The 12,569-nt window shown below is 41.8% G+C and carries 17 protein-coding genes and 1 pseudogene; 10 read left to right on the forward strand and 8 right to left on the reverse strand.

What is annotated here, in order from left to right; genetic code table 11:
• Nucleotides 1-220: pseudogene (locus HWQ37_RS00645) on the forward strand (GIY-YIG nuclease family protein); the annotation flags it as partial.
• Between the two features lie 19 nt (nt 221-239).
• Here HWQ37_RS00645 and HWQ37_RS00650 read toward each other — a convergent pair.
• Entirely contained in the window at nt 240-515 is a 276-nt protein-coding gene (locus tag HWQ37_RS00650) for an HU family DNA-binding protein (RefSeq protein WP_292742612.1), read from the reverse strand.
• Nucleotides 516-694: 179 nt separating this feature from the next.
• Here HWQ37_RS00650 and HWQ37_RS00655 point away from each other — a divergent pair, with 179 nt between their 5' ends.
• Together HWQ37_RS00655 and HWQ37_RS00660 are read left to right on the forward strand one after the other, a co-directional pair.
• Complete coding sequence (locus HWQ37_RS00655) at nt 695-1,378, forward strand: class I SAM-dependent methyltransferase (protein ID WP_292742613.1); 684 nt, start codon at nt 695-697, stop codon at nt 1,376-1,378.
• A gap of 189 nt (nt 1,379-1,567) precedes the next feature.
• Nucleotides 1,568-2,251, forward strand: coding sequence for a flavodoxin family protein (locus HWQ37_RS00660; protein ID WP_292742614.1), 684 nt, complete (start codon nt 1,568-1,570; stop codon nt 2,249-2,251).
• A 187-nt stretch (nt 2,252-2,438) separates the two neighbouring features.
• Here HWQ37_RS00660 and HWQ37_RS00665 read toward each other — a convergent pair whose 3' ends face one another.
• A complete protein-coding gene (locus tag HWQ37_RS00665; RefSeq protein ID WP_292705490.1) occupies nt 2,439-2,876 on the reverse strand; it encodes a hypothetical protein in 438 nt (145 codons plus the stop codon).
• Nucleotides 2,877-3,104: 228 nt separating this feature from the next.
• Here HWQ37_RS00665 and HWQ37_RS00670 point away from each other — a divergent pair, with 228 nt between their 5' ends.
• Entirely contained in the window at nt 3,105-3,641 is a 537-nt protein-coding gene (locus tag HWQ37_RS00670; RefSeq protein WP_292742615.1) for a thermonuclease family protein, read from the forward strand.
• 36 nt (nt 3,642-3,677) lie between these two features.
• Here HWQ37_RS00670 and HWQ37_RS00675 read toward each other — a convergent pair whose 3' ends face one another.
• Together HWQ37_RS00675 and HWQ37_RS00680 are read right to left on the reverse strand one after the other, a co-directional pair.
• Nucleotides 3,678-3,872: a thioredoxin domain-containing protein gene (locus HWQ37_RS00675; RefSeq protein ID WP_292742616.1), complete on the reverse strand. Its 195-nt coding sequence runs from the start codon at nt 3,870-3,872 to the stop codon at nt 3,678-3,680.
• A gap of 475 nt (nt 3,873-4,347) precedes the next feature.
• Nucleotides 4,348-6,864 carry a molybdopterin-containing oxidoreductase family protein gene (locus HWQ37_RS00680; protein WP_292742617.1) on the reverse strand — a complete coding sequence of 839 codons (2,517 nt, stop codon included), beginning with the start codon at nt 6,862-6,864 and terminating at the stop codon, nt 4,348-4,350.
• Nucleotides 6,865-6,974: 110 nt separating this feature from the next.
• On the opposite strand from HWQ37_RS00680, the gene HWQ37_RS00685 reads away from it, so the two are divergent.
• Together HWQ37_RS00685 and HWQ37_RS00690 are read left to right on the forward strand one after the other, a co-directional pair.
• A complete protein-coding gene (locus HWQ37_RS00685) occupies nt 6,975-7,103 on the forward strand; it encodes a hypothetical protein (protein ID WP_292742618.1) in 129 nt (42 codons plus the stop codon).
• A gap of 149 nt (nt 7,104-7,252) precedes the next feature.
• A complete protein-coding gene (locus HWQ37_RS00690; RefSeq protein ID WP_292742619.1) occupies nt 7,253-7,837 on the forward strand; it encodes a GIY-YIG nuclease family protein in 585 nt (194 codons plus the stop codon).
• On the opposite strand, the gene HWQ37_RS00695 is transcribed toward HWQ37_RS00690, so the two are convergent.
• From HWQ37_RS00695 to HWQ37_RS00705, 3 genes are all read right to left on the reverse strand, one after another.
• A complete protein-coding gene (locus tag HWQ37_RS00695) occupies nt 7,787-8,029 on the reverse strand; it encodes a hypothetical protein (protein ID WP_292742620.1) in 243 nt (80 codons plus the stop codon). The two genes, HWQ37_RS00690 and HWQ37_RS00695, sit on opposite strands and share 51 nt — an antisense overlap.
• A gap of 412 nt (nt 8,030-8,441) precedes the next feature.
• The gene (gene ybaK / locus HWQ37_RS00700; protein WP_292742621.1) at nt 8,442-8,912 is read right to left on the reverse strand and encodes a Cys-tRNA(Pro) deacylase; all 471 of its coding nucleotides are present in this window, start codon (nt 8,910-8,912) and stop codon (nt 8,442-8,444) included.
• Between the two features lie 180 nt (nt 8,913-9,092).
• Complete coding sequence (locus HWQ37_RS00705) at nt 9,093-9,347, reverse strand: hypothetical protein (protein ID WP_292742622.1); 255 nt, start codon at nt 9,345-9,347, stop codon at nt 9,093-9,095.
• A gap of 372 nt (nt 9,348-9,719) precedes the next feature.
• On the opposite strand from HWQ37_RS00705, the gene HWQ37_RS00710 reads away from it, so the two are divergent.
• Nucleotides 9,720-10,340 carry a glutathione S-transferase family protein gene (locus HWQ37_RS00710; RefSeq protein ID WP_292742623.1) on the forward strand — a complete coding sequence of 207 codons (621 nt, stop codon included), beginning with the start codon at nt 9,720-9,722 and terminating at the stop codon, nt 10,338-10,340.
• Nucleotides 10,341-10,646: 306 nt separating this feature from the next.
• Here the strand turns inward: HWQ37_RS00710 and HWQ37_RS00715 are convergent, their stop codons facing one another.
• Nucleotides 10,647-11,399, reverse strand: a complete 753-nt coding sequence (locus tag HWQ37_RS00715) for an RNA polymerase sigma factor sigma-70 region 4 domain-containing protein (protein ID WP_292742624.1) — start codon at nt 11,397-11,399, stop codon at nt 10,647-10,649.
• 265 nt (nt 11,400-11,664) lie between these two features.
• Between HWQ37_RS00715 and HWQ37_RS00720 the strand changes: the two genes are divergently transcribed.
• The 3 genes from HWQ37_RS00720 (at nt 11,665) to HWQ37_RS00730 (ending at nt 12,558) form a co-directional block, all read left to right on the forward strand.
• The gene (locus tag HWQ37_RS00720) at nt 11,665-11,793 is read left to right on the forward strand and encodes a hypothetical protein (RefSeq protein WP_292742626.1); all 129 of its coding nucleotides are present in this window, start codon (nt 11,665-11,667) and stop codon (nt 11,791-11,793) included.
• Nucleotides 11,794-11,889: 96 nt separating this feature from the next.
• Complete coding sequence (locus HWQ37_RS00725; protein ID WP_292742627.1) at nt 11,890-12,336, forward strand: hypothetical protein; 447 nt, start codon at nt 11,890-11,892, stop codon at nt 12,334-12,336.
• 15 nt (nt 12,337-12,351) lie between these two features.
• Nucleotides 12,352-12,558, forward strand: coding sequence for a hypothetical protein (locus HWQ37_RS00730; protein ID WP_292742628.1), 207 nt, complete (start codon nt 12,352-12,354; stop codon nt 12,556-12,558).
• The last annotated feature ends 11 nt before the right edge of the window (nt 12,559-12,569 follow it).

The raw sequence follows: 12,569 nt of genomic DNA on the forward strand, positions 1-12,569 counted from the left end.
CAAGCGATGGCAGGGTATACACGCCTGCAAAGATTACATCGCCAGCTACCAGGATGTACATTATCGCTATGGGTTACAAACAGCAGTCAACGCCGCATTTTGGTGGGATGCTCCGGTTGATCGACGCACACGGCAAGAGTTGGAGTTGAGCCTTATTTTGAAGTGGCGCAGTCCATTTAATAAGGAGAACTGGGAGCGCTGGGGGCAGCCTTTTGGGTAGGGTGGCTTATTTATGCGCGCTATGGCGCTACTTTTTCTTTAAACAGCTTTCCAGCAGAAAACGCAGGCACAATGGTAGCTGGGATAGTCATTGGCTCATTGGTTTTCGGATTACGCCCCTCACGTTCGGAGCGTTCGCGTCGCTCGAATGACCCAAAACCAATGAGCGTTACCTTTTCACCATTGGCTACAGCCTCAGTAACGACTGACAAAAAAGCACTAATGACTTCATCGGCTTGCTTTTTTGTGATGTTGGTCTTTGCTGCTACAGCATCCACTAGTTCACCTTTGTTCATAAATTACCCTGAAGTCTTGCCAATAACGGAAATCTAGCATTACTAGCTATTATTAGCAAATGGGGGGCTGTTTTAAGAAATACAGGGCTACTAACAGCAATTCGTCATAAACGGGGGGTGTAGAGAATATAGCATTGCCACATAACGTTTGCGACAATTTTTCGCCAAAGGTTAGTTTTATGTTTGAACAACAATCTGAAAATTTACAGCTTCATGTTAAGCAGTTAGCAAGCGTTGCACAACAAAAATCAGAGCCATCAGCGTGGTTTGAAGTTTTATATGCCGAAGCTAAAGGTGAAACAGCAAAAATTCCTTGGGCAAAGTTAACTTCTCATCCTTATCTGCAAGATTGGTTGACGAATCATCAACCGTTCGCTTTTGGGCAAAAGGCGTTAGTTATTGGTTGTGGCTTGGGAGATGATGCCGAAGCTTTAGGTCATCTAGGATTTGAGGTAACTGCTTTTGATATTTCCCCCACGGCGATTGCTTGGTGTCAAAAGCGATTTCCCAATTCGGCTGTCAACTACGTAGTTGCAGATTTGTTCGCAGTTCCAGCACAATGGCATCTTGGGTTTGACTTTGTGTTCGAGTGCCGTAACATTCAAGCGTTACCGTTAAATGTGCGTTATGCTGCTATTTCTTCGGTTGCCTCCTTTGTGGCTCCCGATGGTACACTTTTGATGATTACTCGTGTTCGAGATACAGAAGCTGAACCCTCTGGCCCACCTTGGCCACTATCAGACTCAGAACTGGAACAGTTTGAAAGTTTGGGATTAGAGCAAGTAGAACAACTCGTGTTTTTAGAATCTGAGCAAACTGATATTAAGCAAGTGCGGATTGAATATCAAAGGCATAATTCATAATTCTTTGACATCCTCTGAGGGCTAACCGCTTGCCTTCTGGTAGTGTTTCTTGGGGGATGTCACTTTCATCAGGGATAATCAGCTAGTCGATCACACCCTTTGTACTCACCTTGGAACCAAATCAGCTAAACCTATTTTCAGAAGTGAAGCCCACGCCAGCACGTAGAGTAGAGGTATGCTGTATTTAACATGACGAAAGAGAGTATCTACTTTACTTTTCCCTACAGTAGTCTTTATGATATTCCTCGTTCAGTTTCAGTCAAAAATTTAACCTTAGCTCCTATGCCCACCGTCGCGATTATCTATTTCTCTGGTGCAGGTCATACTCATCTTATGGCCCAAGCCATTGCTGAAGGTGCAACTAAAGTTGAAGATACCACTGTTGAACTGCTACGAGTTACTGGAGAGCAGATTGTTAATGGTCGTTGGAAGAACGATGAGGGACTAGAAAAGCTTAACCAAGCTGATGCAATCGTTTTTGGATCTCCCACTTATATGGGCGGTGTAGCGGCTCAGTTTAAGGCGTTTATCGATGCTGCTAGCGAAGTTTGGTTCCGACACGGATGGAAAGACAAAATCGCTGCGGGTTTCACCCACTCTAGCTCTCCTAGTGGTGACAAGCAAGGGACGCTCTTATACTTAGCCACAAACGCAGCCCAGCACGGCATGATTTGGGTAAATGTAGGAGACTTACAAAGCTTTTTATCTGGTAACGATGATGGGGTCAATCGACTGGGAGGATTTTTAGGTGTTATGGGTCAAAGCCAACTCGATATGAGCGGTAAGGAAGCAGTGCTAGATTCTGGTGATTACCTTACCTCAGTACGCTTTGGGCAACGCATTGCAGAAGCAACTAAACGTTGGCTTAAGTAGTTTTTGACACTTGTATTAAGTTATAGAACCCAAAGTCTCTGACGAAAAATTCTTTTCAAGCCAAAGTTACATTTCTGGAGCGATCGCTTCTTGTGCGTGACTCTGGAGCAAGGATTTTGTTTGAGTCGGGTGCGTCAACACAAGCCAAAGCAATGCTATCCGCTACCAAGTGCTGATTGCATACAATTTATTTGCAGTGTTTTTGGAGAAGAGATACGGCTAGTTCATAGCTATTAGGTTGAGTTTGTACTGCATAGGCTTCTCTTTCTAAATCTTGCCTGTGAACATCAGTGTAACGCCTAAAAAAAGGTCGAGCATAATTGCTAGGCTTAATATTTAGACCTAAAACTTTTATTTTCCCTTTTCCTGCACATACCTGTGCAGCATGAACAGCTTCATGAATTATAGTCTGAGTACCAATGTGTAACTCAAACACTACTGGATTGATCCAAATTTTTTTGTCAGCTTCTCTTAATAAACCATAAGCTCCTCGCTTTGGTGGTAACTCAATTACTACTTCAAACCCAAACTTTTCTAATTGCTTTTTTAAATTGAGGAATTTCGATTCAGGATTAGATGTTTGAGATAGAAGAAACAGAGAATTTAATATTAAAAATTTATTCATAAAACTTTAAAGTTTTGAATGACAAGAAAAAGCCGATAAAATACCCCAAAGCCTAACATATTTTTGGCTGAAAATAAAATACATCAATTTGCGAATAATTACAAATTTATTCGCCATTAGAGCTAAAGTTTTATCCTTTATTTATACATAAACTGTTAAAGAACCTGCTGAATGTTCGGTGCGGAAAAGAATTGTGGTTTCTTATATTGCAATAACAGAGCTAGCAACATGAAGCCATCGTGGATAACTGGCATAATTTTAACTACTATCGCTAGTGCCACCATCACGGCTATTTTGATTTTCCAAAGAACTAACCAGCCATCCATCGCGCTTACCGAAGAATGGATCGCTACCCAAGTAGCAGATGGGGACAGCATCACAGTTCGTCAAACCGATGGTAGCGAAATGTCAGTTGAGCTTTGTGGAATTGATGCCCCGGAATTGAAACAAGGTGAAGCTCCAAGACAAGCATTGGCTCATGAAGCAAAACAGAAACTACTCAAGCTCATTGCTGCTGCCGATAACCAACTGATGATCGTTCCAGTCGCAAAAGACAGCGATGGGCGTACTGTTGCTGAAGTGATGGCTCACGGACAGGGTAAGGCTGAGATTAGTTTTCAGGAAGAACTGCTCAAGAATGGTTTGGCCAGAACGCGTAACTCTAGTGTGGAGTGTCCAAATCAGTTGGCTTTTGAACAGGCTCAGGACATAGCAAAGGCATCCAAACTGGGAATATGGAACCAGTCCAATTTAGAGAGGCATTGAGACTAAATGTTTAGAGTACTCCATCGCCAGCAGTCCCTAGTGTATCTGGTCAAAGCCACGGATGCCGTCCGTAATCCAGTAATACTTGGGATTGATGGCGATGTATTCAGGTGTAAATTGCTGTTGAGTAGTAATGTCAATTTTGTGGACATTGTAGGGCAATTCGATTTCTTCCAGCATGACGGAAGCTTTGCGTCCATTGGGCGTGGTGAAGGTGTAGAGATCAATCATCTGTTGCTATCCCAAAATCTTGACATTTTCCGATGGTAGTGTAGCTTTGATTGAGAAATTAGGATATTAGCCGATAGGGAGATAAAAGCAAAAGCTAATTAATTTGGGGAAGGAGTCACAACCGTAACGGCTACGGACGGTAAACTACGCCCCCCAGTTCCAGTTTCAAGCGAGAAAAAGAGCGATCGCTAACGGCGGGGCGTAACAAACATAACACTGCCTCAAAATGGACGTGCAGAGGCGATTTTAGCAGAATTGGTAGTGCTTGGGGTCGATGCCTGCGGCGGGCGGAGCCATTGCACCCTATATCTAATTAGGGGGCTTTGGGTTTGATGAACTTGAGGGTCTGGGTTGGGTGCCGGTACTTGTCTCGGTCACGATTTGCAACGGAGCGTAAAAGCGAACGAATACTCGCTCTAAGAGTTGGCTTTACACTACGCTATCACTTGGAACGAATAATCCTAATGAATAATCCTTATGCTTTTTTGACTCGGCAGGCAAAACATTTAAATGCCTGCTGTCCTGAAAGATTGTCATAATATTGTTTATCTATCAAGATATTAACTGACTCATAGTAGGGAGTTCCAAACTCTTCTGCCATTTTCTGCCCAGTCCCGAACCAGCCAGGGATAAAAATAGTATCTTCTCGAATTCCTGACCAAATTAATGCAGTGCCAATGATTGAGCCTCTGGGACTTTCAACTATAATTTCATCACCATTTTTAATACCTACTTTTTTCGCGGCTTCTGGGTGAATTTGTACCAGTCGAACACCATTCATTTGCTTACCCGTATAAGTCCACTGGGTAATAGAGTGGAAATGAACTACGCTTGGTCTGCCAGTCATTCCCATTAGTGGGTACTCTTTATGTACCTCACCAGAAGAGATTTTTCCTAATTTAATGTTTTGAGTCAGTGCCTGTGGATTCACAGGATTTTTTACCAACTCAGATGTGTATTCAATGGTTGGATGCTTACCTGTTACCTCTGGATGGGTATAGAAGTTTGGCAGAGCAGAGTGTCCAGACTCGGCTAGCCGATTTTGCAATTGTTGAGTATAAATTTCTACCTTACCACTGGGAGTGAGAAATCGTTTACCAACATTGTTAGGGTTAAGAGCTGATGCGGCTTCATACCAAGATGCATGATCGAGGTAAAGTGTGCTGACACCAGGATGATCTACTGTTGGACAAGGCCAACGCAAGGGTTCTGTTCTTTGAGATAGTCTCTGTTGGGTCATACCTCCCATTCCAGGAGTATTCGTTAGAAAAGTTGCCCACAGTTGACGATAGTCTTTCCAAGAATCAGGAAAGTTATCCCTCCAGTATTCAGGCGGATTGCGTTTGTCTAATTTCGCTGTGGCGTGTGCTAAATCAATCCAGATATGCCAATCTGGTTTGGACTCACCTACCGGAGTAACCACTTGTTTTTGCCAACGGATTGCTCGATCATCTCGCCGCATATAAACGGTTTCCATTTCAAAACCACTGGTTACGGGCAAAATAATATCAGCATAGTACGCTGACTCTTCCATAAACAATCCAGTGTAAACATAAAATTCTAATTGGCGGTAAGCCTGTTGTACTTTAATTGTGTCTGAACAAGCCAACAGAGGATTCCCCTGAGTAACGATCGCTTTGAGTTGATAAGGTTCACCTGAAATGATCGATTCTGCAAAATAATCTGGCCCGACTGGTAGTGCAATATCTTTGCTAGGTGTTTTACCAATAATATCTGGCAAATTCAATTCCCCTGGCCAGGTATTGTGCATAAAATTGCAACCACCACCGTTTATACCAATATTGCCTGTTATTGCAGCTAGGAATGTCAAACAACGGTAAGTATCAAAAGCCCCTAATTGATGAGAAATCCCAGCGTTGCAGAAAATCGCAGCAGGTTTAGTTTTGGCATAAGCCTCAGCTAGAAGCTTAATCTTTAATGCTGGAACATCCGTTACAATTGCAGCCCACTCTGGTGTGTAACTGAAGCTCTTGAGGTGATTCTTCAGTTCATCAAAACCCAGTACCCACTCTTTTACAAAAGCAGCATCGTATAAGTTGTTAGTCACGATGTGATAGAGCATTGCCAAAATCAAAGCCAAGTCAGTGTGTGGCTTAGGTGCAATCCATTCATCAGCTTGCGCTCCTGTAGGAGTCAAACGTGGGTCGATAACTACTAGTTTGGCTTTGGTCTGAACACGACTTCTGAGAAGATAGGCAAAGGTTACAGGATGGGTTTCCGCTTGATTCGTACCTAAAAACAGAAAGAATTTAGCAGATCCCAAGTCTTCTTTTTTAGTCGCATCATCGATTCCGTAACCGTTTGTAAAATTACCCAAGCCAAATGTCCATGCCAAAGCATTGCCACCTGCATCGTTGCATACAGGCCCAACATCGGTATTATTAGGACTGCCCAGCATACTGAAATAGCGTCCGACCAGAGAACCTGTCCCCCGTGGGAGTCTGCCAGAGGTTTTGTTCGCGATCGCTCTAGCTTCACCTGCATCCCTGAGTGCCAAAAACTTGCTAGCTATAATTGAAAGTGCTTCATCCCAAGAAATTGGCTCAAATTTAGAATTGCTGTCACCTTTATTTCCGCTAACCCGCTTCATTGGGCTTTTCAAGCGAAAACGATTGTAGACTAGCTGCGTCATCATTGGTCCCTTGATACAAAAGCCACCAGCCTGTACTGGGTCATTTGGTTCACCTAACACATCTATGATGCGTCCGTCTTTGAGATGAACTTTCAATCGGCACAAAGAATTGCAGAATTGACAAGCACTATCTACAATCTTATCTGGCTCTAGGGCAGCCGATTTCTGAATAAAATCAAATTCAGTACTTTGGAGAGGGATTGCCTGATCGTCTCCAATACTTGCAGCATCTGCCACTTCTTTTTTTAGTAACTCTGCTGCACTTAAAGCAGCTGTACTAATAGCCGCCCCTTGGAGAAAACCACGCCGTGAGGTCTTTTTTCTGCCTTTTGATGTCATGGAGATGCTCTGTCTACAATCGCACTGATTACAGCATTTCACAAATGTGGGTGAGTTTAGCTACCTCTGATTATAGATATTACATATTTGAATAACTCAATATAATAATATTGTGCGCTTTTCAATCCACATCTATTGCTTTGGCTGTGTTATGGCTGGTGATGACTAGTAGTTCGCTTTCCCCAAAATTGCAACGCTATTTTAAGATTCCCAAAAATCAGCAGCGATCGCTTTGGTAAAGCTGCTAACAGGTTTAACAAGTTTAGGGGTTTAAGTCCCCCGGTTCAAAAAATTTATCTTGTTTTGGGTCGGGGTCTAAATCCCCGTCACAAAACTTACTTGCGACTTGCGACTTGCGACTTGCGACTTGTTTTAATTCCATTGAGTTGTGGGGGATAATCTACTGGTTTGTACATTCCTATTAATCACCTTGGAACCTAACCAGCTAAATTTATTTTCTGATTTGACCGTCACGCCAGAACGCAGAGCAGAGACACTGGTAATGAGCGTTGAGGCACTGTTGAAGTGGAAATCTCAGATTTTTGAATATCAGCAGAAGGTGAGAGAGAACAAACCACCACAGCAGACGGCGTTATTTGACCTTACCCTTAAGCACTGCGATCCAGACCAAATTGATCCACTCTTGCTGCGGCTTGTGCCAATGTCGTTTTATCGAATGCCAGTTGATAGCCCAGGAGAAGCTTGTCTGTATTTCATTATAGACTCGGCGGCTTCTGTTGTTTTGTACGTGGGCGAAACGTGCCGCAGTAACAAGCGATGGCAGGGTATACACGCCTGCAAAGATTACATCGCCAGCTACCAGGATTTACATTATCGCTATGGGTTGCAAACAGCAGTAAACGCCGCATTTTGGTGGGATGCTCCCACAGACCGACGCGCACGGCAAGAGTTGGAGTTGAACTTAATACAGACGCGGATTATCAAAACCTCGATTCGCTATGGAATCCCATGATGTCGCCCCTACGATTTTGGCATCTATTTCCCGTTCCCATAGGACTTCTAGCGATTCTCCTAACGCATCATCTTCTAAACAAGAAAGGCTAACTTTAGTGTCTTGCTCCTTAGTGGGTTTCGACACAACTTCTTCTACAAGATATTGCCGCGATCGCACTCGCACAATCTGTCCAGTTACAATGTCAGTCACTCGTGTCTTCCTCTTTGTAACTGAACTGGTATTATCCCTCCCATGACAATTTCACTCCCCTAAACCCTTATGTCTAATGACTGGTTGGACTAGAGTGCAAAGAAAGCAACTATACCTTTTTAAGTAGCAGGTATAAAATAGTATATTTTCTATTCGGTTCTTAGCACCTGCTACATCTTATGAAGTATTTTTCTATACGGCTATATTATTTAGCTAATTATCAAGAAAATTTTAAAGCTTTTATTTGATAAGTAATTTACAAGTTATTTTTCTCAGAAGTCTTACGTAGATTAGTTTTCAAGCGCAAGGTAAAAACAAAGTTTATTGGTAATAATACTTAGGTTTTCTCAAGTAAGCTATAAGCCTCCTTTGATTAGCGATCGCTTTATGGTTTCTGATGAAAATTTCTGTACTAATTTTGTACAATTGCTCCCAAAGTGCCATTGACCGCACGTAAATAATCATCTGGCGATAGCAGAAGCAACATACCTCGCATTCCACCAGAAACAGTGATCTGCTCAAATAGAGTTGCAGTTTCATCAAGGTAAACGGGATAGTATTTTTTACTAGCTAAAGCTGTCACACCGCCACGGATGTATCCTGTTAGTGGCTGTACTTCCTTCAGGGCAACTGTCTCAACCTTGCGGTTTCCTGAAATTCGAGCTAAAGCTTTTAAATCTAACTGAGCATTTCCAGGTATAACAGCAAAGCAGATACCTGTTGTGTCACCTCTGACTACTAAGGTTTTAAAAACTTGCTCTGGCGGAAGACCCACTTTCTGGGCTGTACTAAGAGCAGCAAGATCGTCAGGATCTACGTCATAGCTCAGGATTTGGTAGAGAATACCTAGTTTATCCAGTAGTCGAGCAGCATTAGTTTTCATTGCTCTTATTCCCAATCCTCAATCACCAGTCCACTAACGCGACTAAATTCTCTGGTGTTGTGCGTGACTAATGTTAACACACAGCAATATCTGTTACATTTGTTGAGTGTAAGCGTTCTCGAATTAAGAGCGACCTACCGTTGAGATAACGAGCGCAAACATTGGTATCTAATAAATACCTCACAGAATTTCTTCCCTTGTCTCAAAATCACCTTCAGAGTCGATAACAATTGGATCGTCTTGACAGCTACCATAAGTCTGCTCAAAAAAGTTGGGTGGCCATCCTAATTCTTCTGGTGTTTTTGTAGTTGTTGACGGTTTTAGTTGTTGATAAATCACCATTACTTCTATTTCTTTGTCTGTTATTCCTAATGGGATATCAAGGTGTAAAATCCCATCAGACCCCACATGAGTATTTAGTTTGATACTTTGCATCACTGTTTTCTCTCACTTATTGATTCATTTAAAATTGCCTGCCACTTCATTAATACCGTACTCTTTCTCAATCAAACCCAACAGCTTCTCTTCCACATCAGTCGAATACGGTTACTTCAACTCCCCCAAGTGCTTTAAGACAGCATGGGCAGCCTCTTACAAGTTCTTGTTTTCCTGTAACCTACTGATGTGTAGGCTAGCAAGAACCGCAGGCATCGCTAATCTCCTGCATCTGCTGACATTCGGCAGGTAGATAGTTGAAGGACTTCACGTGTTGCAACCCAATGTTAAACCTTTATAAAACTTCTGATTGCTTCACTTATTTTGAATGCAGTTTAGTATTAGACCTACTTTTTGAGTGAAAATAAATCTATGAGTAGAACGTTATATTATCATCAGCAGTCAAACTTTTCTCGGAAAATCCGAATATTGTTAATAGAGAAAAATTTAGATTGTGAATTCAAAGAAATTAATTTAGCCAATAAACCCCCTGAATTCCTTGAAATTTCTCCTATTGGTCAAGTCCCTGTGTTTGTAGATGAAGATGGCACGGTAATTTGGGACTCTACATTGATTGCGGAGTATCTAGACGAAACTTATCCACAGGCTAGCTTTTACCCAAGCGCTCCTCACATACGGCTTGAGTGCCGTAAATGGGAACAACTAGCAGATACTTTAGGCGACAATATTATCGGTTTATGGGTACTAGATTTTATGGGTGATCTAGCTCCTGCTTATTATCGAAAAAAATATGAAACATTAATTAATCGCCTTTTACCAATCTTTGATTCCCAACTGCGTTCGGCTAAATATTTGTTAGAGGGTGAAACATGGACAGCAGCAGATGTGGCAGCTTTATGTTCCCTCGGTTACTACAGCTTTCGCTTAAATGAAGACTGGCTTCTTCAGTATCCTTATTTGAGAGACTGGTTTAATAGATTACACGAGCGTGAATCAGTCAAGTCAACTATTCCAAAAAAGACCCCTACTTAGAGGTTGCTGAAAAAGTAATAAGAAAGCAAAGATCAGGATTGGTTAGTTATTCAAGCAAGCCGTACTTAGGAGTCTTGCAAAAATAATTTGAATAATTTTGATGGGGAAGTTAAACTCACAAGTCTTTCCAGATTAAATTTGTACAACTTATTTTTACATGATGCCTATTAATACAGCACTTACGGCAGCTATGAGGTACATCCTCAAATCTGAAAGCTTTGATAGGAGAGGGCAAGGAGAAAAACTGTACTGCATAATAGCCGGAAGTGCTGTAATGACGCAACAGAATAATCAAATTAATTGCGTCTACCAAAAATTCTTTTCAATAGGATCTGAACCAATCAGAAAATCAAAATTACCTTCACCCCTACTTCTCTTCAATGTTTCCATGATTTTTTTCGGGTTATCGTGGGGGCCATTGACATAAAATGGTTTCCCGTCACGACCACATTCAATACGTATACTTCCATCCCATTCTCCGATGTGCGAACGCGATTTAGAAAAGTCTTTGTGTGGTTGAAACCCTAAGCTGTCTGCATATTCGCAAGCACTAAATATCATCCCTTGGGCAACTTCAAGGGAAACCTCTTGCGGTTTTCCGGGAAATGGCTCGAATAGTAATTCTGTAAATTCTTTAAATTTTATCCTGTCTACTGTACGTGGTGGTATGGTATCTTTAACGCCCAAGCACCATATATCTAAAAGGTAGCTACAGACCATGATTTGATTGTATCGAGCAACTCTTGCAATCACTACCAATCCTAAACCGCGATCGATGTCGTCATTGTTTTTTACAGGTAGGATTTTTGTCAGCAGATTTTTGATGCTGTTTTCTGGTGGGATTTTCGGTAACAATTGGATAAGACTCTCACTTGCTAAACACTGATATACGGGGTCTAGCTCTCCTTTTGTCAATCTATCTAATGTAGTTTGCTGTGCTTGATTTTGAATCGCTGCATTGACATCTGACACTTTAATACCCAATTTTCGGGCTATTTGTTTGGGTGTTAAATTCAATGCCCGTAAATCAATTATTTCTTGTTGTTGTGTTCCTGTCATAAATTACTACTTTTTACAAACAACCGGGAGCAGAAATATTAAACCACAGCTAGATTATATTAATTTAATACCACAACGAATCACAGAAAGCATTGTTTATTTGTTGCATTAATCTCTAATTCCTGACTCCAGAACCTTCAACAACTTCTCTTCCAAAGCTTTTAAACAAGCACGATTCAGCTTCCCCAACGACTGCAACAGATTTTTGACTGTCTCCAAAGAGCGAATCGGAATACACCCGATTAATGCGTAGGCATAGCCCGCCGTGTCATGGCAGGTTGGGGCTAAACATCAGAATGGCTTGATTAGCTTCCCACACTTTACTGATGCACCACTATACAAAATCAAAGTAGGTGATATGCTTTTTATCATTGCCGAACGTGATGTTAGGTAATGGTAATCGCTCCAATAAGCGATGTCTATCGATAAACCGTTGCACGTCTACGCACAAATTATCCGAAAGCACTAAACTTCAAACATCAATACTACCATGCTCAAACTATTGCCTAAATTTGCAATTGGGATTGCAACTGCTGCTCTTAGCACTGGCGCAATTGGAACAAGTCTTGCCCAAAACTCTACTGTTAGCTATGACTTTACAATTAATGTCACTAAAGGCTCCTTAGCAGGCAAATCGTTCAATGGCAGCTTCAGCTACGATAATTCGACCTTAAAAGGCATTGGAGTTGAAGAGTTGGGAGTTGCTCAGGGATTAAAGGCTTGTTTTAACTATCTTGGACGTAACTATAGCGAGAGTGATGATCGTGACTATCCTACCTTCCCGAAACTAGTTTTTGAGAATGGCTTAATCAAACAACTAGACTTTTGGTTACAACCAGAAAAGCGTGTTGTCTGGTGGAATTTACCTGGATGGGAAGTTAAGTATACCCAGCGTCAAGCTTCTGCCCCTACCGTTCTAAATTGCCAAAAACACTAAAACAAATTGGCTATATTGGCAAAGCCTATCATTAAGGCATTAATCAAGCGATCGCTTTTTTTGGATAAAGAAAATGGACATAGTAACAAAAATGGGAGAAGAATTGCGCTGCACTACGTCTTACTTATAAGGCGCTCAACTTGGACAGATACATCAGGAAAGCAAAGGGGTGAAATAGCTAGCGTGGCAAAACTTACTAGAGAAGACGACTCTCTAAATTAGCCAAGTAAGCC

The sequence above is a fragment of the Nostoc sp. NMS4 genome (assembly GCF_017115095.1).
Taxonomy (GTDB): domain Bacteria; phylum Cyanobacteriota; class Cyanobacteriia; order Cyanobacteriales; family Nostocaceae; genus Nostoc.